20 protein-coding genes are annotated in these 24211 nt (G+C 68.0%); 12 read left to right on the top strand and 8 right to left on the bottom strand.

Annotated features, from left to right (window positions below; genetic code table 11):
* Positions 1-312 precede the first annotated feature (312 nt).
* From IEY14_RS05075 to IEY14_RS05050, 6 genes are all read left to right on the top strand, one after another.
* A complete protein-coding gene (locus IEY14_RS05075; RefSeq protein ID WP_188907081.1) occupies positions 313-759 on the top strand; it encodes a hypothetical protein in 447 nt (148 codons plus the stop codon).
* Between the two features lie 166 nt (positions 760-925).
* On the top strand, positions 926-1354 hold the full coding sequence (locus IEY14_RS05070; protein WP_188907080.1) for a hypothetical protein: 429 nt from the start codon (positions 926-928) through the stop codon (positions 1352-1354).
* A gap of 215 nt (positions 1355-1569) precedes the next feature.
* Entirely contained in the window at positions 1570-3105 is a 1536-nt protein-coding gene (locus IEY14_RS05065) for a Do family serine endopeptidase (RefSeq protein WP_188907079.1), read from the top strand.
* Positions 3106-3218: 113 nt separating this feature from the next.
* Positions 3219-3932, top strand: a complete 714-nt coding sequence (locus IEY14_RS05060) for a response regulator transcription factor (protein WP_280515016.1) — start codon at positions 3219-3221, stop codon at positions 3930-3932.
* 17 nt (positions 3933-3949) lie between these two features.
* The gene (locus tag IEY14_RS05055; RefSeq protein WP_188907077.1) at positions 3950-5404 is read left to right on the top strand and encodes a sensor histidine kinase; all 1455 of its coding nucleotides are present in this window, start codon (positions 3950-3952) and stop codon (positions 5402-5404) included.
* Positions 5367-8330 (top strand): bifunctional [glutamine synthetase] adenylyltransferase/[glutamine synthetase]-adenylyl-L-tyrosine phosphorylase, encoded by a 2964-nt coding sequence (locus IEY14_RS05050; RefSeq protein WP_188907076.1) that lies wholly within the window; start codon positions 5367-5369, stop codon positions 8328-8330. The genes IEY14_RS05055 and IEY14_RS05050 overlap by 38 nt, the downstream gene beginning before the upstream one ends.
* Before the next feature lie 4 nt (positions 8331-8334).
* Here IEY14_RS05050 and IEY14_RS05045 read toward each other — a convergent pair whose 3' ends face one another.
* Together IEY14_RS05045 and pepN are read right to left on the bottom strand one after the other, a co-directional pair.
* On the bottom strand, positions 8335-10626 hold the full coding sequence (locus tag IEY14_RS05045; protein ID WP_188907075.1) for a sensor histidine kinase: 2292 nt from the start codon (positions 10624-10626) through the stop codon (positions 8335-8337).
* Between the two features lie 204 nt (positions 10627-10830).
* The gene (gene pepN, locus IEY14_RS05040; protein ID WP_188907074.1) at positions 10831-13479 is read right to left on the bottom strand and encodes an aminopeptidase N; all 2649 of its coding nucleotides are present in this window, start codon (positions 13477-13479) and stop codon (positions 10831-10833) included.
* Positions 13480-13672: 193 nt separating this feature from the next.
* On the opposite strand from pepN, the gene IEY14_RS05035 reads away from it, so the two are divergent.
* Complete coding sequence (locus IEY14_RS05035; protein ID WP_188907073.1) at positions 13673-14626, top strand: DMT family transporter; 954 nt, start codon at positions 13673-13675, stop codon at positions 14624-14626.
* A 10-nt stretch (positions 14627-14636) separates the two neighbouring features.
* Entirely contained in the window at positions 14637-15065 is a 429-nt protein-coding gene (locus IEY14_RS05030) for a GNAT family N-acetyltransferase (protein WP_188907072.1), read from the top strand.
* A gap of 51 nt (positions 15066-15116) precedes the next feature.
* Here IEY14_RS05030 and IEY14_RS05025 read toward each other — a convergent pair whose 3' ends face one another.
* The gene (locus tag IEY14_RS05025; RefSeq protein WP_188907071.1) at positions 15117-16364 is read right to left on the bottom strand and encodes an MFS transporter; all 1248 of its coding nucleotides are present in this window, start codon (positions 16362-16364) and stop codon (positions 15117-15119) included.
* Between the two features lie 119 nt (positions 16365-16483).
* Positions 16484-17356, bottom strand: a complete 873-nt coding sequence (locus IEY14_RS05020; RefSeq protein ID WP_188907070.1) for a uracil-DNA glycosylase — start codon at positions 17354-17356, stop codon at positions 16484-16486.
* 195 nt (positions 17357-17551) lie between these two features.
* Here IEY14_RS05020 and IEY14_RS05015 point away from each other — a divergent pair, with 195 nt between their 5' ends.
* From IEY14_RS05015 to IEY14_RS05005, 3 genes are read left to right on the top strand one after another with little or no spacing between them, the layout of a single operon-like run.
* Entirely contained in the window at positions 17552-19216 is a 1665-nt protein-coding gene (locus IEY14_RS05015) for an electron transfer flavoprotein-ubiquinone oxidoreductase (RefSeq protein WP_188907069.1), read from the top strand.
* Positions 19217-19227: 11 nt separating this feature from the next.
* Positions 19228-19641, top strand: a complete 414-nt coding sequence (locus IEY14_RS05010) for a HEPN domain-containing protein (RefSeq protein ID WP_188907068.1) — start codon at positions 19228-19230, stop codon at positions 19639-19641.
* A complete protein-coding gene (locus IEY14_RS05005) occupies positions 19620-20015 on the top strand; it encodes a hypothetical protein (RefSeq protein WP_188907067.1) in 396 nt (131 codons plus the stop codon). Before IEY14_RS05010 ends, IEY14_RS05005 begins: the two co-directional genes overlap by 22 nt.
* Positions 20016-20047: 32 nt before the next feature.
* Here the strand turns inward: IEY14_RS05005 and IEY14_RS05000 are convergent, their stop codons facing one another.
* The 3 genes from IEY14_RS05000 to IEY14_RS04990 are packed head-to-tail and all read right to left on the bottom strand — an operon-like array spanning position 20048 to position 22811.
* Positions 20048-21073 carry an endonuclease/exonuclease/phosphatase family protein gene (locus IEY14_RS05000; RefSeq protein ID WP_188907066.1) on the bottom strand — a complete coding sequence of 342 codons (1026 nt, stop codon included), beginning with the start codon at positions 21071-21073 and terminating at the stop codon, positions 20048-20050.
* A 12-nt stretch (positions 21074-21085) separates the two neighbouring features.
* A complete protein-coding gene (locus IEY14_RS04995) occupies positions 21086-22588 on the bottom strand; it encodes an AMP nucleosidase (protein ID WP_188907065.1) in 1503 nt (500 codons plus the stop codon).
* 46 nt (positions 22589-22634) lie between these two features.
* Entirely contained in the window at positions 22635-22811 is a 177-nt protein-coding gene (locus IEY14_RS04990; RefSeq protein WP_188907064.1) for a hypothetical protein, read from the bottom strand.
* Positions 22812-23000: 189 nt separating this feature from the next.
* Between IEY14_RS04990 and IEY14_RS04985 the strand changes: the two genes are divergently transcribed.
* A complete protein-coding gene (locus IEY14_RS04985; protein WP_188907063.1) occupies positions 23001-23702 on the top strand; it encodes a glutathione S-transferase N-terminal domain-containing protein in 702 nt (233 codons plus the stop codon).
* A 3-nt stretch (positions 23703-23705) separates the two neighbouring features.
* Here the strand turns inward: IEY14_RS04985 and IEY14_RS04980 are convergent, their stop codons facing one another.
* A complete protein-coding gene (locus tag IEY14_RS04980; RefSeq protein ID WP_188907397.1) occupies positions 23706-24047 on the bottom strand; it encodes a DUF2147 domain-containing protein in 342 nt (113 codons plus the stop codon).
* Positions 24048-24211 lie beyond the last annotated feature (164 nt).

Raw genomic sequence — 24211 nt, 5'->3', positions numbered from 1 at the left:
CGAACCGGCTGGTTCGCCGATCGAAGTCTTGTCTCCGAACGGCCGATTGATTGGATATCGTGTCAGAGGTGCGGAGGGAGGTATCCAGATACTCAATCGTCTCGATTTCGAGAATGCATTGGCAAGTATGATTAGTGGCCGTGAATTTCGCCTGCCAGAAAATGGTTATCCAGGCGTATACTATGATTTTCCAGATCGTTGCGTCATTGGTGTTCGCAGCAGTAGAAAGAATGGATTGACATTTGAATTTGTCGAAACAAGCTTAATGGCGCCATTGGATGAAAATATAAAATTCCATTGGGGGAGACGTTGATGGGTATGGATATTGAAGATCAGATCCGAACATACGGATGTACTTCTGACGAATGGGCGAGGAAGCTGCCTCTTCGAATTGAAAATGATCAGGAGTCTCTTTGGGGTATTCTTGCAAAGGCGAAAAATTACCGTTTTGAGGGAACGGAGCGCATGGACTTCATCCGTCTTTGTTTGCGTTCAATGCTCGACGCTGGCGCCGTTCCCGTTGAGCCTACCGGTTGGGCTTGGCCGCCGTTCCGCCCGGTCACTCGTTTTGGCACACAGCAAGACGAGATCGTGAACAATGTCATCGCCGAATGGCAGGCACGGGGCGGCGGCGATCTCGACTGGGGACAATATGCCTTCACCTTCCCGGAGAATTTCGAGATCGAGGACGACGCCGAATGGCGGCGCGTGAATGAAGCACGGTTGCGCCGGTTGTTTCCCGAGCGCGATTTCGATTGAGCATTGAAGGACGTCGGCTTCTCGACCGACGCCCTTCCGTCTCCATACAAGAGAGACCATAGCGGCCATCGACAAACGGAGCTTCTTCGGGTGGATACTTCACTCGGACTCGCGGCGATCTCGCGATTGCTGGGAATGCGAATTCTTCAGGAAGCGAGCTTCGCGAATGAGCAAGACATTGCACGATTTGACGGAGGAGGAATGGGTCCGTTTCATCCCGCTACAGATTGATGATGACCGAGTTTCTCTCTGGAACTTGCTTGGCTTTGCAAGAGGGCTCGAGCTTGAGGGCTTGGCGCGAATGGATTTCATTCGCCGCTGCCTGCGCTCGCTTCTCGATGCCGGAGCGGTGCCGGTGGAGCCGACGATATGGGCTTGGCCACGGTTCCGTCCAACCGATCGTTTCGGCATTGAGCGCGACGAGATCGTGGAGAACGTCATCGCCGACTGGCAGGCGCGGGGTGGGGGTGACCTCGACTGGGGCGAGTATCCCTTCAGCTTCCCGGAGAATTTCGAGATCGATGATGTCGCCGAATGGCGGCGGGTGAGGGAGGCCCGTCTCCGCGAACTGTTTCCCGACCTGGACGAGCTTTGACGAAAGCCGCCCGCGCCCCGGCCCCATCCGCCCGCGACGCGGACGATAGGATGGAAGGCCGGAACGACGGCGGCCCGCCCGTCCGGCGCCTCATCGAAATCGCCCTCTTACCAAGATTTCATGGAGGGGAAGGGCTCCCGTAATCCATCCCTCGCTACCTATCTCTGCGACGAGGCCGGTGGCGACGCCGGAGATCGAGGAGAAGGACGAATTCCATGCAGCCCAACCAGACCAAGTCCCGGCGTTCCCGCATGTTCGCCGCCGCGCTCGCGGCCGGCGTCGCGGGCTCGGTCGTCGCCGGCGGCGTCATGACCAATGTTCTGCCGAGCTTCGCCGAGCCGGTGCGCGTCGACTCGCCCATGGCCAATTTCGGCTTCGCCGACGTGGTGGCCAAGGTCGCTCCCGCCGTCGTGTCGGTGCGCGTCAAGGAGAAGGCGAATGTCGTCGCCTCCGCCGACGAGGACGGCGATCAGCAGCAGGCCAACCCGCTCGACAGCCTGCCGCGCGACCATCCGCTGCGCCGCTTCTTCGAGTTCGGCAATCCGCGCGGCGGCAATGGCGAAGGCCAGCGCAGCCTGAAGCCCCGCAACACGCCGCGCGCCATGGCGCAGGGCTCGGGCTTCTTCATCTCGGAAGACGGCTATCTCGTCACCAACAACCACGTGGTCGACGGCGGCGAGACCTTCACGATCGTCATGGACGACGGCAAGGAATATACGGCCAAGCTGATCGGCACCGACAAGCGCACCGATCTCGCCCTCCTGAAGGTCGACGCGCCGAGCGTGAAGTTCACCTATGTCGAATTCGCCGACGACGCGAAGATGCGCATCGGCGACTGGGTCGTCGCGGTGGGCAATCCCTTCGGCCTCGGCGGCACGGTGACGGCCGGCATTCTCTCGGCCCGTGGCCGCGACATCGGCGCCGGCCCCTATGACGACTTCCTGCAGATCGACGCCGCGGTCAATCGCGGCAATTCCGGCGGCCCGGACTTCAACATGAACGGCCAGGTCGTCGGCATCAACACCGCGATCTTCTCGCCCTCGGGCGGCAGCGTCGGCATCGCCTTCGCCATCCCCGCCTCCACGGCGAAGACGGTGATCGCCTCCCTGAAGGAGAAGGGTTCCGTGCAGCGTGGCTGGCTCGGCGTGCAGATCGGCCCCGTGTCGCAGGACATCGCCGATGCGGTGGGTCTCGCCAATACCAACGGCGCGATCGTGACCCTGCCGGAAACGGACACGCCCGCCGCCAAGGCCGGCATCCAGACTGGCGACGTCATCACCGCCGTCAACGGCGAGACGGTGACCAATCCGAAGGAGCTCGCCCGCAAGGTGGCCGAATTCGCGCCGAACTCGAAGGTCGACATCACCGTCTGGCGCAACAACGGGGCGAAGACCATCTCCGTCACGCTCGGCAATCTCGCCTCGCTGGACGAAGCCTCCTCCGCCGGCAGCGACGCCAACAAGGTGCCGACCGATCCCTCCTCGCTGTCCGGCTACGGCTTGACGCTGACCCCGTCCGACGACGGCAAGGGCGTCGTCGTCACCGATGTCGACCCGGACTCCTCAGCCGCCGACAAGGGCCTGCAGACTGGCGACGTGATCGTCTCGGTCAACGGCAAGGAAGTGAAGTCGCGCCGCGACGTGCAGACGGCGCTGGAGGAGGCCTCGAAGAGCGGCCGCAAGGCCGCGCTCTTCCAGCTGCGCAACGGCGACCAGAACCGCTTCGTCGCCCTGCCCATCGCCAAGGGCTGAGGCGGACAAGGCCGGGGCCGCGCCCCGGCCCCGATCGGCCACGGGGCGGCGTGTCGCATCGACCGCCGCCCCTTTCTTTTTCCTGGACTCTTTCCGCGAAGCGGAGAAACGACATGATGTCGCTAGCCAGATCCACTGCGCCGGAGCCGATGCGCATCCTCATCATCGAAGACGACCGCGAAGCGGCGAGCTATCTCGTGAAGGCCTTTCGGGAGGCGGGGCACGTGCCCGACCATGCGGGCGACGGCCAGACCGGCTTCCACATGGCCGAGACGCACGACTACGACGTGATGGTGGTCGACCGCATGCTGCCGGAGCGCGACGGCCTGTCCGTGATCTCCGGCCTGCGGCAGAAGGGCGTCGAGACGCCGGCCCTGATCCTTTCGGCCCTCGGCCAGGTGGACGATCGCGTCACCGGCCTTCGGGCCGGCGGCGACGACTATCTCGCCAAGCCCTACGCCTTTTCCGAACTGCTCGCCCGGGTCGAGGTGCTCGGCCGCCGGCGCGGCGCCAAGGAGGTCGAGACGGTCTACCGGGTCGGCGATCTGGAGCTCGACCGGCTGTCGCACGAGGTGAAGCGGGCGGGAAAGAGCGTCGTCCTCCAGCCGCGCGAATTCCGCCTGCTCGAATATATGATGAAGCATGCCGGGCAGGTGGTGACGCGCACCATGCTACTCGAAAACGTCTGGGACTATCATTTCGACCCCCAGACCAATGTCATCGACGTGCATATCTCGCGCCTGCGCTCCAAGATCGAGCGCGATTTCGGCTCGCCGCTGCTCCATACCGTGCGCGGCGCCGGCTATATCATGCGCGCCGACGGCTGAGCGCTTCGTCCCCGCCCATGCGAGCGCCGAACCGCTTCCGCTTCCGCTCGCTGATGCGCATGACGGCCGTGCGCCTGTCGGCGGTCTATCTCGGGCTCTTCGCCGTCTTCGCGGTGGTGCTCGTCGTCTATGTCACGGCGAGCGCCACGAGCCTGTTGCAGAGCCAGAGCCGCGAGGCGATCGGCGACGAGATCGCCGATCTCGGCACGATCTACCGCTCCAGCGGCATCGTCGGTCTGGTGCGCGCCATCGAGAAGCGGGCGAACCAGCCGGGCGCCTCGCTCTATCTCGTCACCGACCCGACCGGCCGCATCCTTGCCGGCAATGTCGAGGCGCTGGAGCCCGGCACGCTGGACCGCAGCGGCTTCACCGAGGAAGCCTTCGCCTATATGCGCTTCTCGGACGAGAACGCGAGCAGCCTGCACCGGGCGGTGGCCGAGATCGTCAGCCTGCCGAACGGCATGCGGGTGCTGGTCGGCCGCGACCAGACGGAGCAGGAGCGCTTCCGCGCGCTGGTGCGCCGCGCCCTGATCCTCGCTTTGGCGCTGATGGGCATCGGCGCGCTCTTCGCCTGGCTCTTCGTCGGCCGGCGCGCCCTGCAACGGCTCGACCGGATGTCGGCGGCCTCGGCCCGCATCCTCGCCGGCGATCTCGGCGAGCGTCTGCCGGTCTCCGGCGCCAATGACGAGTTCGACCGGCTCTCCGCCAATCTCAACACGCTGCTCGGCCGCATCGCCCTGTTGCAGGAAGGGCTGAAGCAGGTCTCCGACAATATCGCCCATGACCTGAAGACGCCGCTGACGCGCCTGCGCAACCGCGCCGAAAGCGCGCTGGCCGAGGCCGAGACCGGCGGCAATCCGAAGGCGGCGCTGGAGGCCAATCTGGCGGAGGCGGACGGCATGATCCGCACCTTCGACGCGCTTCTGATGATCAGCCGCGTCGAGGCCGGCTTCCACCCGGCGGCGAAGAGCGATGTCGATCTCTCGCAGCTCGTCGCCGATCTCGTCGAGCTCTACGAGCCGCTCGCCGAAGAGGCGGGCGCCCGGATCGACTGCGCCCTGCCGGGGCCGGTCGAGGCCCATGTCAGCCGCGAGCTCGTCAGCCAGGCCGTCTCGAACCTCATCGACAACGCGCTGAAATACGCCGTTTCGGAAGAGGGCGGCGGACGCGTCGCGATCACCGTCGCGGAGGAGGCAGACCGGTGCCGGATCGCCGTCGCCGACAATGGTCCGGGCATTCCCGCCGACAAGCGCGAGCGCGTGCTGGAACGCTTCTACCGGCTGGACGAAAGCCGGACGAAGCCCGGATCGGGGCTCGGCCTGTCTCTCGTCCAGGCGATCGCGCGGCTTCATGGCGGCACGCTCGCCCTTGAGGATGCCGAGCCCGGCCTTAGAGTCGTGATCGACCTGCCGGCCGATGGAGGGGAGGACAAGCATGGACGGGACGGAGGCGAGCGCGGCGCGGAAGGCTGAGGCGGACGCGCCGCGGATCGGCGGCGACCACGCGCCATGCCCGCTCGACGGGGCGCGGGCGCGCCTCTGGCTGGAGGATCTGGCGAAGGCGGCGGAGGCGGCCGACTGTCCGCGCCTCGCGACCTTCTGCCGGGCCGGGCCGGGGCGCGAGCGCTTCGGGGCGGTCCTGGAACTCTCCACCTATCTCGGTGGTCTGATGCTGCGGCGTCCCGACTGGCTGGAACGCCTCTTCGCCGAATTCGCCGAGGCGCGGCTCGCTGCCCTTCTGGCCGAAGTCGCGGCGCTGCCGGCGCCGGGTGCAAGCGAGGCGGCGCTGATGACGGCGCTGCGCGAGGCCAAGCTCGAAGCCGCCCTGCTGATCGCGCTGCGCGATCTCTTCGGCGCGGCCGATGCCGCCCGGACGGTGGCCGATCTTTCCGCGCTCGCCGAGGCGGCGGTGCGCGCCGCGCTGCGCTTCTGCCTTCTCGATCTCGCCGCGCGCGGCAAGCTGGCCCCGCCCCGCGCGGAGGCGCCGGAAGAGGGCTGCGGCCTCTTCGTTCTCGGCATGGGCAAGCTCGGCGCGCGCGAATTGAACTATTCGAGCGACATCGATCTTATCGTCCTCTTCGATCCCGAAGCGCCGGCCATCCTCGACCGCGACGAGAGCGTCGAGACCTTCTCGCGCCTCGTGCGCCGGCTGGTGCGGCTCGTCAACGACCGGACCGGCGACGGTTACGTCTTCCGCACCGACTTGCGCCTGCGGCCCGATCCGGGCGCGATGCCGCTGGCGATCCCCGTTCCGGCGGCGCTGATCTACTACGAGGGCAGCGGCCGCAACTGGGAGCGCGCCGCGATGATCAAGGCGCGCTGCATCGCCGGCGACGCGGCCGCGGCGGCGGAGTTCCTGCACGAGATCGCGCCCTTCGTCTGGCGCCGGCATCTCGACTTCCATGCCGTCTCCGAGATCCAGGCGATGAAGCGGCGCATCGACCGCCATCGCGGCTTCGAGGGCGTCGGGGTCGAAGGTCACAATATCAAGCTCGGGCCGGGCGGCATCCGCGAGGTCGAGTTCTTTGCCCAGGCCCAGCAGCTCATCGCCGGCGGCCGGACGCCGGCGCTCCGGCTGCGCCGCACGGACGAGGCGCTTGCGGCGCTCGGCGCCGGCGGCTGGCTGGCGCCGGAAGCGGCGGCCGAGCTGACCGCCGCCTATTGGTTCCTGCGCCGCGTCGAGCATGCGATCCAGATGGTGGCGGACGAGCAGAGCCATATCCTGCCGGATGATCGCGACGGGCTGCGGCGCGTCGCCGGCCTGCTCGGCTATGGCGATCTTCCGGTCTTCGCCGAGGCTCTTCTTCGGCGCCTGCGGCTCGTCGAAACGCATTTCGACGCGCTGTTCGGCGATGCCGGTCCCGAGGCGGAGGCGGTCGGCCTCGCGCTTCTCGCCGAGCGCGGCGAGATCGAGCCGCTCGCCGCCTGGCTCGCCGGCGAGGGCTTCGCGCGGGCGGAGGCCAGCGCCCGCATCCTGGCGGGCTGGCCGAGCGGGCGCCTGCGCGCTATGCGCTCGGAAGGCGCGCGGCGCCATCTCGCCGACATCCTGCCCGATCTCGTGCGCTCGCTCGGCGCCGCGCCCGATCCCGACGCGGCGCTCGCCGCCTTCGACCGCTTCCTCGCCGGCCTGCCCTCGGGGCTGCAATTCTTCTCGCTGCTCGCCTCCAATCGCAAGGTGCTCGATCTTCTGACGCTGATCGTCAGCGCCGCGCCGCGCCTCGCCGATACGATCGCGCGGCGGCCGCATGTCTTCGACGCGCTGCTCGATCCGAGCTTCTTCCGCGACAGTCCGAGCCGGGCGGTGCTGGAGGCGCGTCTGGCGCCGAGCCTCGCCGAGGCGTCGGGCCACGAGGACCGGCTTCTGCGCCTGCGCCTTTTCGCGGCCGAGCAGCGCTTCCTCGTCGGCACGCGGCTCCTGTCGGGCACGCTCGACGGGCTTGGCGCCGGCCGCGCCTATTCGGACATCGCCGATACGGCGATCGGCCATGCGCTGGCGAGCACCGCCGCCGATTTCGCCGAGCGCCACGGGCGGGTGCCGGGCGGGCGGCTGGCGCTGTTCGGCATGGGCCGGCTCGGCAGCCGCGAACTCACCATGGGCTCCGACGTCGATCTGATCCTCTTCTACGATCATCCTCTGGAAGAGGATGAATCGGACGGCGAAAGGCCATTGGCGGCAAGCCTTTACCACTCGCGGCTGACGCAGCGCCTCATTGCGGCGCTGAGCGCGCCGATGGGCGAGGGCGTGCTTTACGAGGTGGATTTCCGCCTTCGCCCCTCCGGCAACAAGGGACCGCTCGCCACCCATCTCGACGCCTTCCGGCGCTATCAGGCGAGCGAGGCGCGGACCTGGGAGCGGATGGCGCTGACCCGCGCCCGCTTCGTCGCCGGCGATGCCGGTTTCGGCGCCGAGATCGCGGAGGCGATCCGGGCGATCCTCGGCGAGCGGCGGCCGGAGGCGGATCTGCGCTCGGACATCGCGTCGATGCGCGCGCTCATCGAGCGGGAGAAGCCGCCGCGCGGGCCGCTCGACCTGAAGCTCCTGCCGGGCGGCGTGATCGACCTCGAATTTGCCGCGCAATATGCCCTGCTCAGCGGCCGGGCGCCGCTCGACCTCGTCGGCCGGCCGACGGTCGAGGTGCTGGCGCGGCTCGGCGAGGAGGAGTCTTCCGGCGCCGCCGGTCTGGCCGCGGCGATGCGGCGCATGAGCGATGCCCTGCAACTCCTCCGGCTCGGGCCCGAAGACGCCTTCGCGGCCGACCGGCTGCCGGTGCGGCTCGCCGAACGTCTAACGGAATGCCTGAGCCTCGGCGAGGCTTCGTCGATCGAGGCGGAGCTCGGCGCGATCGCCGCCGAGGTGCGCGCCGCCTTCGAGCGGTTGCTGGGAGAGGGAGCGGGCTGAGCCGTCAGGCGGCCCGCGCCGCCATCAGCCGACTGCCGTCCGGCGCGGCGTCGAGGCCGACCGGCATGCGCAGCGACACGACGGTGCCGCGCCCAGCATGGGAGGCGATGCGGATCGAGCCGCCATGCAGTTCGATCAGCGAGCGGGCGATGGCGAGGCCGAGGCCGGTGCCCTTGTTGGTGCGCGTCAGCTCGTTCTCGACCTGCTCGAAGGGCTTGCCGAGGTTCTTCAGCGCATTGCGCGAGATGCCGATGCCAGTATCGGCGATGCTGATGAAGGCGTGGCGGCCGACACGCCGGGCGCGCAGTTCCACCCGGCCGCCGCAATTGGTGAACTTCACCGCATTGGCGAGAAGGTTGAGAAGGATCTGCTTCGTCGCCCGGCGATCGGCCGTCAGATGCAGGTCGCCTTCCATGCGCATCTCGAAGTCGAGCGATTTCTGCGCCGCCTGGACCTCGACGATCTTGCGCGCCTCGCCGACGATCTCGGTGAGGTCCACCGGCTCCGGCGAGAGCATCAGCCGGCCGGCCTCGATCTTCGACATGTCGAGGATGTCGTTGATCAGCTTCAGGAGATAGTGCCCGCTGGCGTTGATGTCCGAGGCATATTCCACGTATTTCTGGCAGCCGACCGGGCCGAAGGTGCCGTCGCGCATGATCTCGGAGAAGCCGATGATGGCGTTCAGCGGCGTGCGCAGCTCGTGGCTCATATTGGCGAGGAAGGTCGTCTTGGCGCGGCTCGCGCCCTCGGCGCGCTCCTTCTCCTCAATATAGCTGCCGTTCAGGATCTCCAGCTCCTTCGCCTTCGCCTCGGCATCGCTGCGGGCGTTGGACAGGGCGTTGATCGTGGCGATGAGCCGCTGTTCGGAGGTGCTCAGCCGCTCCTGGTGCAGCTTCAGCTGGGTGACGTCCGTGCCGATGGAGACGAAGCCGCCGTCGCTGGTGCCGCGCTCGGAAATCTGAAGCCAGCGCCCGTCGGCCAGCATCGCCTCGTAGACGCTTTCGCCGCTGGCGCCGCCGGGGCTGATCAGCGGGCGGGTCTCGATCGGCCGGCGGGCCTTCGCCATCACGTCGTTGTAATGCGAGCCCGGCTGGACGTCCTGGCCGGCAAGGCCGAAGACGTTCTGGTATTTCTGGTTGCAGAGCACGAGGCAATGCGCGGCGTCCCAGAGGACGAAGCTTTCCGAGATGTTCTCGACGGCGTTCTTCAGACGGGCATTGGCCTCGTCCGTCCGCTTGGCGAGGGCGTGGTGCTCGGTCACGTCCACCGCGACGCCGATCAGATGGATCTCGTTCTCGGCATTGCGCGTCACCTCGGCGCGGGCGCGCAGCCAGATATAGGTGCCGTCGGAGCGGCGCATGCGGAAGGTGCGGTCGAGATGGCGCACCTTGCCGGCGGCGACGACGCGGGCCACGGCGAAGAGGTCGCCGTCGTCGGGATGGATCAGCGCCGAGACGTCGCCGAAGGACAGGATGCCGTTCTCGCTGCGCATGCCGAGGATCTCGTGCATGGAGCGCGACCAGAACATGCGGCCGCGCGCGAGGTCCCAGTCCCAGAGGCCGCAGCGGCCGCGCGACAGGGCGGTCTCCACCCGGCGATGCGTGTCGCTCAGCTCCGCGTCGGCGAGGCGGGCGCGCATCGACTGGCAGAAATAGGCGTAGAGAATGACGAGCAGGATCAGGCTCGTCATGGCGTAGACGGTGACGCAGATGGAGACCAGGCGCCGCCATTTGGCGTAGAGCTCGGCCTTCGGCTGCACCAGCACGATCGAGCCGAGCGCATTGCCGAGCTGCGCCGTCGAGACGAGGACGGATTCGCCCTGGAAGTCGGTTTCCATCACGCCGGCCCGCTCGCCGAACATCAGGAGCGGCTGGATGCCGGCGAAGAGGTTTTCGAGCCGGTCGCCGATCAGCGCGTCATGGCCGGCCGTCGCGGCGATCACCGTGCCGTCCTCGTCGCTGACAACGGCGAAGCGGCCCTTGGTCATCAGTTCGGCGGGCAGGGCGCTCGTCACCAGGGCGCTTGCCTGGGCGGCCGGGTCGAGACCTTCCGAGGCCAGCACGTCGTCGCGCTCGGCGCGCACCAGGCTCGCCCCGACCTTCAGGTCCTGGAAGGCGTCGGCCCGCACGAAGCGGCGCTCCTCGATCAGCATCATCGCGGCGGCGATGCCGAGCACGGCCAGGAAGACGATGAGGAAGATCGGGGTGGCGCGGCGCAGCAGCGGCTCGGAGACGATCAGCGAGCGCCGGCCGAGACCGCGCACGAGACGCAGCCGCGTGGAGAAGGACGTCTGCATATTCAGCGGCCGGACGAAACGCGGCAAACGTTTCGCCTCGGCCGGCACGCATGAAGCGTCCGAACCCATCCGCATCGCTCTAAGCTATTGATCCTCGTAACGATTCTGAACGCCGCACATTCGAATCGTCGCCAATTGATCAGACCCGAATCGGCTTGTCCATAGCTTGACGAGGCGCGGATTTTGCGCCTCGCCGGGAGTCAATCAGCCGAGCGACCTATCCACAATATCGCGAAGGTCCGGGGACAAATCCGGCCGCGCGGCGAGTTCCGCAAGCGCCTCATGGGCTTGGCCGCGCCGCTTCGCGTCGAAGCTTCGCCATGACCGGAAAGCGGTCGCGATTCGAGCGGCGATCTGCGGATTGAGACGGTCGATCGAGTGAATCATTTCTGCAACGAACCGATAGCCGGCACCATCCGCCCGGTTGAAGGCGAGCTGGTTGCCGGCGGCGAAGGAGCCGACCAACGAGCGGGCGCGGTTCGGATTGGCGAGCCGGAATTTCGGATGGTCGGCCAGCGACTTCACCACCTCCAGCGCGTCCTCGCGCGGGGTCGTCGCCTGGAGCGCGAACCATTTGTCGATGACGAGGGCGTTGGTCTCGTAGCGCCTGTAGAAGGCCGCGAGTGCCGCCTCCGAAGCCGGCGTGCCGGGGAAGCGATGGGCGAGGACGGCGAGCGCGGCGAGCCGGTCGGTCATGTTGGTCGCGCGCTCGTATTGCCGGGAGGCGAGGTCCGGCTCGCCGGCGGCGGCCGCCCGGTAGTCGAGCAGCGCGTTGGCGAGCGCCCGGCGCCCGGCGCTGGCGGCATCCGGCGAGAAGCTTGCCGCCGTCGCCAGCCGGTCGCCGAGCGCGGCGAAGCGCTGGGCGCCCTTGGCGCCGACCGCGACGAAGACCGCCTCGCGCCCGCGATGGATGGCGACCGGATCGACATCCTCGCCGATGAGACGGGCGATGTCGGATTCGCTCGGCAGCGACAGCATCTGGGCGCGCAGGGCGGCGTCGAGCCCCTCGTCGTCGGCCGAGGAGACGAGCGCCTCGACGACGGCCGGATCGACCTCCGGCTCGCTGCCGCGCCGCGCGTCGCTCGCCGCCCGCACCAGGGTGGCGCCGACGAGATCGGACAGCGCCCGCCAGCGGTTGAAGGGATTGGGGTCGAGCCGGGCGAGGGCCAGCCGGTCGGCCGGCGTCTGGTCGTCCTTCAGCGTCACGGGCGCGGAGAAGTCGCGCAGCACCGAGACATAGGGCCGTTCGGCGAGACCCTCGAAGACGATTTCTGCCTCCGGCTCGCGCAAGTGGATCACGTCGCGCTCCACCGGAGCGCCGGCGGCGGGGCGCGCCTCCATGTCCTGGCCGTTCGAGCCGACGAGGCCGAAGCGCACCGGGATGTGGAAGGGTAGGATGGGCGTTCCGGCGGCGCCGGGCGCCAGCGCCTGGGCGAGGCGCAGCGTCAGGCGGCCCGCTCCGGCATCGTAGTCCTGCGTGACCGACAGGGTCGGCGTGCCGGCCTGGAAATACCAGCGCGAGAATTGCGACAGGTCGATGTCGCCCGCCTCCTCGAAACAGCGGATGAAGTCCTCGATCGTCGCGGCGTCGCCGTCATGCCGCTCGAAATAGAGATCCATGCCGGCGCGGAAGCGCTCGCGGCCGAGGATCGTCTCGATCATCCGCACCAGCTCGGCACCCTTGTCGTAGATCGTGGCGGTGTAGAAGTTGGAGATCTCGCGATACTGGCTCGGGCGCACCGGATGCTGGAGCGGACCCTGGTCCTCTGGGAACTGGTGCGCCTTCAGCCCGCGCACCGAGGCGATGCGCTTCACCGGCGCCGAGCGCTCGTCGGCCGAGAATTCCTGGTCGCGGAACACGGTCAGCCCTTCCTTGAGGCAGAGCTGGAACCAGTCGCGGCAGGTGATGCGGTTGCCTGTCCAGTTGTGGAAATATTCGTGGGCGATCACCGTCTCGACGCCCGCATAGTCGCCGTCCGTCGCCGTGTCCGGGTCGAGCAGCACGTATTTGTGGTTGAAGACGTTGAGGCCCTTGTTCTCCATCGCCCCCATGTTGAAGTCGGAGATGGCGACGATATTGAAGACGTCGAGATCGTATTCGCGCCCGAAGCGGCGCTCGTCCCAGGCCATGGAGCGCTTCAGCGCGTCCATCGCGTAGATGGCGCCGTCCGACTGGCCGCGCTCGGTGAAGATGCCGAGCTTCACATGCCGGCCGCTCGCAGTGGTGAAGCTGTCGGCAAGCTCGTCCAGCGCGCCGGCGACGAGGGCGAAGAGATAGGAGGGCTTCGGGAAGGGATCGTCCCAGACGGCATAGTGCCGCCCGCCGCCGAGATCGCCGCTGTCCACAAGATTGCCGTTGGAGAGGAGAACGGGCGCCGTATCCCGATCGGCCTCGATGCGCACGAGATAGGTGGCGAGCACGTCCGGCCGGTCGAGGAAATAGGTGATCCGCCGAAAGCCCTCCGCCTCGCACTGGGTGCACCAGATGCCGTTCGACCGGTAGAGGCCCATGAGCTTCGTGTTGCGGGCGGGCTCCAGGATCGTGCCGATGGTGAGCGCGAAGGACCCGCTCGCCGGCAGGTCCGAAAGGGTGAGGCCGTTCTCGTCGACGACCATCGCCTCGGGCCGGACGGCGGCGCCGTCCACCGCGACGCGCACCGGCGCGATCTCGTCGCCGGCAAGGCGCAGCGGCTCGGCGGCGTCGATGCCGGCGCGCCGCTCCAGGATCGTCGTCGTCTCGACCTCCGTCCGGTCGGAGAAGAGGCGAAACACCATCTCGACCCGCTGCGCCGCGAAGGGGGTCGGAGTATAGTCCTCGAGCCGGGTGATCTGGGCGTTGTCGCTGCGCTGCATCGGTTTGTCCTGCGTCTTCTCCCGCCTTGGATAGACCTCCCCGCCGCCTTTGCCAAACGGATCGCGCCGCCTTGCATGGCGGAACTTCGAGGCCTATCCAGACCGCGCGATGCGGCTCCCTTGCCGGGCCGCTCGCTCCCCAGCGAGGCGAGGGGGCCGGCGAGCCGCGGCCGTCCCGCGCGAAAGGCAGTCCATGACCCTCTCCCCGGCAGCCGTCGATCGCGGTGGCGATCCCCTGCGCGGCATCCTGCTGAAGGTCGTCTCGGTGATCGTCTTCGTCGCCATGCAGACGCTGATCAAGCTGGCGGGCGAGGGCATTCCGGCCGGCGAGATCGTGTTCTTCCGGTCCTTCTTCGCCCTCGTCCCCGTCGCCCTCTATCTCTGGTGGCTGGGCGATCTCGCAACGGCGCTGAGGACCGACGATCTTCCCGGCCATTTCTTTCGCGGCCTGATCGGCGTCACCTCCATGGGGCTCGGCTTCTTCGCGCTGACGCGGCTGCCCTATCCCGAATGGATCTCGATCTCCTACGGCGCCCCGCTGCTCACCGTCGTCTTCGCCGCGCTGTTCCTGAAGGAGAAGGTGCGGCTCTATCGCTGGTCGGCGGTTCTGGTCGGGCTGGTGGGCATCCTCATCGTCTCGCTGCCGAAGCTGACGCTTTTCTCGGAAGGCTTCGACCGGGCGGAGGGCGTCGGCATTCTCGCTTCCCTCGGGGCCGCCGCCGTCTCGGCGGTCGCGATGATCCAGATCCGCCGCCTCGTCAGGACGGAGAAGACCGCGACGATCGTCGTCTATTTCACGCTGACCTCCAGCACGATCGCGCTCGTCTCCCTGCCCTTCGGCTGGGTCTGGCCGCGCTCGGACCAGGCCGTCCTCCTCGTCTGCGCCGGGCTCTGCGGCGGTGTCGGCCAGCTCCTCCTCACCGGCTGCTATCGCTACGCGGACGCTTCGACCATCGCGCCCTTCGAATATACCTCGCTTGTCCTCGCGATCGCCCTCGGCGCCTTTCTGTTCGAGGAGATCGTGACGCCCTCGACGCTCGTCGGCGGTCTCGTCGTCGTCGCGGCGGGCATCTACATCATCTTCCGCGAGCACCAGCTCGGCATCGAGCGGCGCAAGGCGCGCAAGGTCTCGCCGCCCTCGCCATGACGGAGGCTTCATGCCGATCGAGGTTCTGGAACAGGCCGATCCCGCCGATCTCGACCGCGTGCTGCGGCAGCTGACCGCCTTCAACGCCGCCGAGGTCGGCGAGCCTGACCGGCGCCCGCTCGCCGTCCTGCTGCGGCCGGAGGCGGGCGGGCCGGTGACGGGCGGCCTCGTCGGCTTCACCGCCTGGAACTGGCTCTTCACCGGCCAGCTCTGGCTGGCCGAAGCCGAGCGCGGCAAGGGCATGGCGGGGCGCCTCCTCGCCGAGGCCGAGGCGGAGGCGCTGCGGCGCGGCTGCCATTCCGCCTGGATCGATACGTTCAACCCAGTGGCGAAGCGGGCCTACGAGGCGGCGGGCTATGCCGTCTTCGGCAGCCTGCCGCGCTTCGTCGGCGAGCGCACGCGCTTCTTTCTGTCGAAGGCGCTTCACCCGGGTCCGTGATTGACCACCTTCAGCGGCGCCGCGAGCGGCAATTCCGCCGGCAGTGGGCAGTCAGGCGCCGCTCGGCTTTTCCTCCGAGCGCGGGTCGAGGCGCAGCGCCGCCGGCGTCTGCGTCCGGGCGAGCGGGGTGGAGCGGAAATCCGGCCGCGCCGAGACGGGCGGCGCCTGTCGGCGGAAGGTGCGGTAGAAGGCATAGGCGGCATAGAGGCCGTGGCCGGCGCCCGTCGCCGCGAAGATGCCGCTCGGACCCAGCCGCTCCATCAGCCAGGCGGAGAAGAGCGGCCCGCCCATCGTGCCGAAGCCGTAAAGGATGAGGAGGCCGCCGGACAGGCGCACGAAATCGGCCGGTCGCGCATAGTCGTTGGCATGGGCGACGGCGAGCGAATAGGCCGGATAGGCGACGCTGCCGAGCACGAAGGCCGTGGCGAGCACCAGAACGACGTCGTGGCGCAGGAAGAACAGGCCGAACAGGGCGACCGCGAGGCCGAGGAGCCCGATGCCGGTCATCACATGGCGGCGGTCGACCCGGTCGGAAACGCGGCCGAGCGGATATTGCAGGGCGATGCCGCCGGCCTGCGTCACGGCGAGCAGGGCCGCGATCTCGGCCGTCGAGAAGCCGATGCGCTGGGCGAAGACCGGGGCCATGTTGTTCCACGAGCCCGAGATCATGCCGGCGAGGAAGACGCCGACGGCGGCAGCGGGCGAGTTGCGGAAGATCACCTGCAGGTCGAGCTTCACCGCTTCGAGCGGCTTGGGAGACGGCGCCCGCGACAGGGCGGTCGGGATGACCGCCAGCGCGAAGAGGATCGCGCAGAACATGAAGGGATTGGGCGTTTCCGGCCGGGCGAGCGGCATCATGAACTGGCCGCTCATCATCGCCGACATCGAGACGATCATGTAGATCGAGAAGATGCGGCCGCGCGTCTCGTTGTTGACGCGCTCGTTCAGCCAGCTCTCGATCACCATGTAGCTGCCGGCGAGGGCAAAGCCCGCCGTGCCGCGAAAGACGATCCAGGCGATCGGGTGCACCACCAGCGCGTTGAGCAGCACCGCGATGGCGAGGAGGGCGCAGAGGCTGGAAAAGGTCCGCACATGGCCGACCCGCCGCAACAGGCGCGGCACGAGCAGGCAGCCGACCGTGAAGGCGACGGCATAGCCGGTGCCGAGAAGGCCGATCTCATAGGTGGACCAGCCCTCGATCGAGCCGCGCACCGGCAGGACGATACCGAGGAGACCCGCCCCCGACATCAGGAAGAAGACGGACAGGAGCAGCGAGACGATCGGAAGCAGGGTGGACATGGCGGGCCTGGACGCGAAGCGGACGAAGACGCGCGGTCGCGCCGTCTCCGCCCGCCTCCTCTAGCAGGCGGAAGGCGCTCCGCCAGCCCGCGATGACGACAGAAGACGGGCCGAAACCGTCATTCGCCGGGCGTCTCGCCGAGCTCGTCCAGCTTCGCCCGCACCGCGAGGAGATCGCGCCAGGCGAGCTTCTTCTGCGCCGGCTGGCGCAGGAGATAGGCCGGGTGCAGCATCGGGATCGCCGGCAGTGTCTCCGCGTCCTGCGGCCCGTAGGCATAGCTCAGCCATTTGCCGCGCAGGCGCAGAATGCCCTCCTCGTTGCGCAGGATCGCCTTGGTCGCCGGCGAGCCGAGGCAGATCAAGAGCTTCGGCCGCACCAGCTCGATCTGGCGGGCGACGAAGGGCAGGCAGATCTCCGTCTCGGCCGGCGTCGGCGGGCGGTTGCCCGGCGGGCGCCAGGGCACGGTATTGGTGATCCACATCGTCTCGCGGGCGATGCCGATCGCCGCCAGCATGCGATTGAGCAATTGGCCGGAGCGGCCGACGAAGGGAACGCCCGCGATGTCCTCCTCGCGGCCCGGCGCCTCGCCGATCAGCATCACGCGGGCCGCCGGATCGCCGTCGCCGAACACCGTGTTCTTCGCCGTCAGCCGCAGGTTGCAGCCCTGGAAGGTCATGAGGCCGGCGCGCAGCGCGTCGAGGCTTTGGGCGCGGGCGGCTATGTCGCGGGCCTGGGCGACGGCGACGTCGTCCGGCACGGCGACCGCCGGGCGGGCGGCGGCCGCGGCGCTGGCGCGCGGCGGCGGCTCTTCCGGCGGCGGGGCGGGGGGCGGCGGGGCCGGGCGCGCCCGCGCCGCCTGGAGCGCCGCCGTCTCGGCGAAACGGTCGCGCGGCGCCTCGCCGAGGATCGTGTCGATCCCGGCCAGCGCGTACCAGTCGAGGAGGGCGGCCGCCGCCTCGCGCGGCGTCGCGGAACTGTTCCCGTCCGTCATGGCGCCTTCATAGCCCGAGTGGGGCGGCCGGCGATATGGCGGTTTTTTCCCAAAGGGATGAAGCCTGTCTCATCCAGGACATTTGATGCCGGCGGGGGAGCCGTCTATGTCTCGCGGATCGGGTTGGAAATGTTCCAAGGCGGGCAGGCGCCGGGCCGGCGCCAAGCGTGGCGAGTGGATGGAGAGGGAGGGGCGATGAACGGCAACGAGGCGCTGCCCGAACGCGAGTCGATGGAATTCGACGTGGTGATCGTCGGCGCGGGGCCGGCGGGGCTGGCGGCGGCGATCCGGCTGAAGCAGCTCGATCCCGATCTCTCGGTCGTCGTCCTGGAAAAGGCCGCCGAGGTCGGCATCCACATCCTGTCCGGCTGCGTCCTCGATCCCTCCGCCCTCGACGAGCTCCTGCCGGAATGGCGCGAGGAGGAGACGCCGATCCGCCAGAAGGTGACGAAGGACCGGTTCTATTTCTACGGGCCGCAGGGGCGCGTCCGCCTGCCGACCTTCGCCATGCCGAAGATCATGGACAACGAGGGCAATTACGTCGTCTCGCTCGGCCTCGTCTGCAAATGGCTGGCCGAGAAGGCGGAGGCGCTCGGCGTCGAGATCTATCCGGGCTTCGCGGCGGCCGAGCTGCTCTTCGACGAGTCGAACGCGGTGATCGGCGTCGCGACGGGCGACATGGGCATCGGCCGCGACGGCGAGCCGGGGCCGGCCTATCAGCGCGGCATGGCGCTGTTCGGCAAATATGTCTTTCTCGGCGAGGGCGTGCGCGGCTCGCTCGCCAAGCAGGCGATCCACGCCTATGGCCTCTCCGACGACCGCGAGCCCGGCAAGTTCGGCATCGGCATCAAGGAACTCTGGGAGATCGATCCGAAAAAGGCGGTGCCGGGCCTCGTCCAGCATTCCTTCGGCTGGCCGCTCGACATGAAGACCGGCGGCGGCTCCTTCCTCTATCACCTCGAAGGCAACCAGGTTTATGTCGGCTTCGTCGTTCATCTGAACTACGAGAACCCGTATCTTTCGCCCTTCGAGGAATTCCAGCGCTATAAGACGCATCCCGACATCGCCGAGCTTCTCGCCGGCGGCAAGCGCCTCGCCTATGGCGCGCGCGCCATCACCGAAGGCGGCTGGCAGTCGGTGCCGAAGCTGGTCTTTCCGGGCGGCGCGCTGATCGGCTGCTCGGCCGGCTTCGTCAACGTGCCGCGCATCAAGGGCGTCCACAACGCGATGGCGTCGGGCATGCAGGCCGCGCAGGCGGCGGTGGCGGCGATCCGCGAGGGGCGCAGCCGCGACCGGCTCCACGACTACGAGAACGGCTGGCGGCAATCCTCCATCGGCCGCGATCTGAAGCCGGTGCGCAACGTCAAGCCGCTCTGGTCGCGCTACGGCACGGCGCTGGGCGTCGCGCTCGGCGCCTTCGACATGTGGTGCAATCAGCTCCTCGGCAATTTCTCCTTCTTCGGCACGCTGAAGCACGGCAAGCCGGACTATGCCGCGACGAAGCCCGCCGCCGAATGCCGGGTGATCGACTATCCGAAGCCGGACGGGGTGCTCACCTTCGACCGTCTGTCCTCGGTCTTCCTCTCCAACACCAATCACGAGGAGGACCAGCCGGTCCATCTCAAGGTGAAGGACATGGAGCTGCAGAAGCGCTCCGAGCACGACGTCTATGCCGGCCTGTCGCAGCGCTACTGCCCGGCCGGCGTCTACGAATGGCGGGAGGAGAGCGGCGAGCCGCGCTTCGTGATCAACGCGCAGAACTGCGTCCACTGCAAGACCTGCGACATCAAGGACCCGAACCAGAACATCACCTGGGTCCCGCCCCAGGGCGGCGAGGGACCGGTCTATCAGACGATGTGAGGCGGGCGACGATGCGGCGCGACGATCTGCGGCGAGCGGCGGAGGCCAAGCTCGCCGACGCGCAACTGCTTCTCGCCAACGGACGTTTCGCGAACGCCTACTATCTGGCGGGCTATGCGATCGAGATCGGCCCCAAGGCCTGCATCGCACGGCAGATCGTGGCCGAGGTCATTCCCGAACGGGGGTTCATCAACGGCATCTTCAGTCACGATCTCGACAAGCTGATCGGACTCGCGGGGCTGACGGCGGAACTGAAGCGACGGTGCGACGGCGACAGCGACTTCGGCTCGAACTGGATCATCGTCACGGAATGGCACCCCGACGCTCGATATGCCAGTATCGATGCGGACATGGCGAGCCTGATGCTGGCGGCGGTCGGTTCCTCGGAACACGGAGTTTTCGAGTGGATAAAAGCTTACTGGTGACGAACGGCCATCTTTTCCTGGACGAGCTCGACAAGACCAGGTTCCGGCCGGATGCCGCGCTTTGGGTCCACGATACGGATCTCGACGCTTGGCGATTATGGGTCGTGCCGGCCGTGCCGAAACCCGACAAGCATGAGTTCTATCGCACGGTCTCCACCGTGCTTTCGCGGGCAGGGTCGAGGATCGATCTTTCGCCCTCGGCGGTGCGGCTCGTACCCTTCGATCATCCCGCCATTCGCGCGCTCGCGGCGATCTATGGCGGCGACAGGCAGGGAGACCTGTCGCTGTCGAGCAATATGCTGAACGGCTTCTTCATCCCGGACGGCATCGTCATACGCATGACCGACCCCACGCCGCGCACGACGGCGGCCTGAGGACGGGCCGAAGCCGCTGAGCGGACCCGGCCCTATCGCAACGTCGCGCTGCGCACTTCCGGTTCTTCCGGCAAGGCGAAGCGCATGGTGAAAGTGAGGAGCACCGGCAGGTGGTCGGAGCTCGTCGCTTCCACGCGCTGGACGCCGAGCACCTCGACGCCGTCCGAGACGAGGACGTTGTCGATCGGCAGGCCGAGATAGCGGCCGAGTTCCGGCGGCAGGAATTCGGCGATCCAGCTCGGGCCGATCCCGCCGACGAGGCGCGTGTGGCTCGCCTTCGCATAGGCCTGCATCGTGGCCGTCCAGGGGGCCGAGTTGAAGTCGCCGGCGATGATCAGCGGATCGCTCAGGCGGCCGAGCAGCGGCGCGAGCGAAGCCACCATGCGGTGCTGGCCGCCCGGCCAGGGCCAGCGCAGATGTTCGGCGCCGATCACCACGGGCAGGCCGTTGAAGTCCACGGTCTTCACGGCGAACCGGTTGGCGAGGTCGCAGTCGGTGCCAGTCGCCTCGCGCCCCGGCACGCTGCCGAGAAAGGGACGGCGCGACAGGATGGCGACGTCGCCATCCGCCTTCCGGCTCCGGCAGTAGAACTGGTAGGGATAGGCGGAACTCATCCGTTCGAGGGCGGTCTGCCACTCGCCGGTCAGTTCCTCCAGGGTGACGACATCCGGGCGCAGCCGCGCGATGAGGCTGAGGGCCTTGTCCGGCTCGGGCGCGTCGAAGCGCAGGTTCATCTGCAGGAGCGTATAGCGCGGCGCGCCGGGAGCCGGATCCGCCGGCGGCGTCGCCAGCGGCAGGAAGGGCAGGACCGTATAAAGGGCGAGCAAGCCGACGAGGCATGCGGCGCCGCCGAGCCCGAAGCGCCGCTGGAAGAGGAGCGGCGGCACGAGGACGAGGAGCAGGATCGCGCCATGGGCGCGGAACTGGCCGAACGTGTCGAAAAGCGGCACGAGGCCGCCGAAGAAGCCGAGAGCGACGAATAGGGTGAGCGCCGCCGCGGCGAGCGCGACCACGCGGCGCCAGGACAGGCGCGGCCGGCGGACGGAGATCGAGCGCATCGCGGCCGGACTTTACTGGAAGGCCGGCTCGAAGAAGGAGCGCAGCTTGCGCGAATGCAGCCGCTCCGGCGGCATGTCGGCGAGCTTCTCCATCGTCCGGATGCCGATCCGCAGATGCTGGGCGACCTGCCGCTTGTAGAAGTCCGTCGCCATGCCGGGCAGCTTCAATTCGCCATGCAGCGGCTTGTCCGAAACGCAGAGCAGGGTGCCGTAAGGCACGCGGAAGCGGAAGCCGTTCGCCGCGATCGTCGCCGATTCCATGTCGAGCGCCACGGCGCGCGAGCGCGACAGGCGCTCCACCGGTTCCTTCTGGTCGCGCAGTTCCCAATTGCGGTTGTCGATCGTCGCCACCGTGCCGGTGCGCATGATCTTCTTCAGTTCGTAGCCGGAAAGGCCGGTGACTTCCGCCACCGCCTGTTCCAGCGCCACCTGCACCTCGGCGAGCGGCGGGATCGGCACCCAGACCGGCAGGTCGGCGTCGAGCACGTGGTCCTCGCGCACATAGGCATGGGCGAGGACATAGTCGCCGAGCGCCTGGGTGTTCCGCAGGCCGGCGCAATGGCCGAGCATCAGCCAGGCATGCGGCCGCAGCACCGCGACGTGATCGGTGATCGTCTTCGCGTTGGACGGGCCGACGCCGATATTGACCATGGTGATGCCACGGCCGTTCGCCGCCGTCAGGTGATAGGCCGGCATCTGCGGCAGCCGCACGGAGGGCAGGCCGCTCACCGGCTCGCGCGCGCCGGCGGGCGTCACCAGATTGCCGGGCTCGACGAAGCTCTCATAGCCCTCGCCGCCGGCCGCCATCTTGGCGCGGGCCAGCGCGCAGAACTCGTCCACATAGAACTGGTAGTTCGTGAAGAGCACGTAGTTCTGGAAGTGCCAGGGGCTCGTCGCCGTGTAATGGGCGAGGCGGTGCAACGAATAGTCGACGCGCTGCGCCGTGAAGGGCGCCAGCGGCATCGGCTCGCCGGGGCGCGGCTCGAAATTGCCGTTGACGATGCGGTCGTCGGTCGAGGCGAGATCCGGCACGTCGAAGATGTCGCGCAGGGGCTTGGCCAGCCGGTCGGCCGAGGCGCCGTCGACGTGACTACCCTCGGGAAAGGCGAAATGCAGCGGGATCGGCGTGGTCGAATCGCCGACCGTCACCGGGCCGCCGTGATTGCGCACCAGAAGGCCGATCTGCTCCTTCAGGTAGTTCTCGAAGAGATCCGGCCGTGTGACGCTCGTGGCATAGGTGCCGGGGCTCGGCACATGGCCGTAGGACAGGCGCGAATCGATGCGGCCGTGACCGCTCGTGATCAGCGAAAGCTGCGGATAGAAGGCGCGATAGCGCCGGCTGACATCGCCGCTCTTCAACACGTCGTCGAAGCTCTGGCGCAGGAACCGGGTCGCCGTGTCGTAGAGGCGTCGCAATTCGGCGACCGCCTCTGCGGCGTCGTCGAAGGGGCGGCCGGGCGCCGCCTCCGGGATGCGAAGGACAGGGGTCGCGCGGGCGTCGAGGAGTTCCGTCATGGCCTTCTCTAGACGGCTTCCACGACGCGCGGAAGACAGCCGTCGCTCAGTTGGGAATCTGGTTGCTCGGCGCGCAGAGGAGGCCGGCCGTGAGGCAGCCCTGGTTGCCGCCTTCCTGGCTCGGGGCGGCGAAGGAACGCTGGCGGCTGGAATCGACCAGCGCGCTCATCGACAGGGCGAAGACGGCGATCAGCGTCGTCACGACGGTCAGGCGAAGGATCATGCGCAGTCCCCCCAGAAGTCCCCAAGTTCCGGCCGGGAGGATAGGATCTCCCGGCTGAAGCGAAGCTGATGCTACCCTTCATCAACCGTTCAGGGAACACTTTTTGTGGAAAATCCGGCGGCATTGCGCCGCGCCTGTGGAGGCCCTAGCTCTTCGCCCGACCCTCGCGAACAGGAAGGCGACACGGCCATGACCGCGCAGACCCAGCCGATCGAACTCTATTACTGGCCGACGCCGAACGGCTGGAAGATCTCGATCATGCTCGAGGAACTCGGCATTCCCTATGAGGTGAAATACATCAATATCGGTGCCGGCGAGCAGTTCGCGCCCGCCTTCCTGAAGATCGCGCCGAACAACCGCATGCCGGCGATCGTCGATCCCGAAGGGCCGGGCGGCGCGCCGATCTCCGTCTTCGAATCGGGAGCCATCCTGCAATATCTCGGCCGCAAGTTCGGCCGCTTCTATCCCAGCGACGAGCGCGCCCGCGTCGCCGTGGACGAATGGCTGTTCTGGCAGGTCGGCGGTCTCGGCCCCATGGCGGGCCAAGCCCATCACTTCCGCCAATATGCACCGGAGAAGATCGAATACGGCATCAACCGCTACACGAACGAGGTGAACCGGCTCTATGGCGTGATGAACAGGCGTCTCGGCGAGGCGGACTATCTCGGCGGCGACTATTCGATCGCCGACATGGCCTCGATCGGCTGGGTGGTGCCGCATGCCAACCAGGGCCAGAACCTCGACGACTTTCCGAACCTGAAGCGCTGGTTCGAGACCGTGAAGGCGCGGCCGGCGGTGGAGAAGGGGCTGAAGGTCGGCGACGAGCACCGCCGCAACCTCGCCGACGACAAGGAAGCGCAGAAGGTGCTGTTCAACCAGCGGGCGCGCTGAGCCCTAGCGCCGCTTCCAGACATGGGAGCGGCAGACGATCTTGAAGGCGCAGCCCTTCAGCGTGAGGGAGGCGCCTTCGACCTTGGCGCTGCCCTCGTAGCTCTTGCCCGTCGTCGGATCGATGACCTCGCCGAGATAGAGCGGCGCCGTGCCGGAGACGCGCGCCACCTGCCGGCCCTTGTACTTGCCGCTCGCGGCGATGATGCAGAAGCTCGGCCCGCAGGCCTTGGCCGTGGCGATCTCGCCATTCGGGATCAGCCAGTCGCCGAGGATCGGCTCGGCTGCCGCAGCGGGATGCCCGAGGGCCGAGACGGCCAGAAGCACGGCAAGAAGTCTTCGCGTCATCGTCACCTCGCATGGGCGGGCGATCGCGCCGCCATCCACTGTCTCGTCGGCCGGTTTCGGCGGCGCGGCCATGCGGCCGATCCGCTCCGCCGGCCCCAAGCAAGACGAGACATGGTTAGGCGAGGATTGACGGCAAGGCGCGGCGGCATGGTGAAGCAGGCGTG

This window comes from Aureimonas endophytica, from assembly GCF_014642635.1.
GTDB classification, from domain to species: Bacteria; Pseudomonadota; Alphaproteobacteria; order Rhizobiales; family Rhizobiaceae; genus Plantimonas; species Plantimonas endophytica.
The sequence above is the reverse complement of the archived record's forward strand: the minus strand, read 5'-3'. Positions and strand labels throughout refer to the sequence as shown.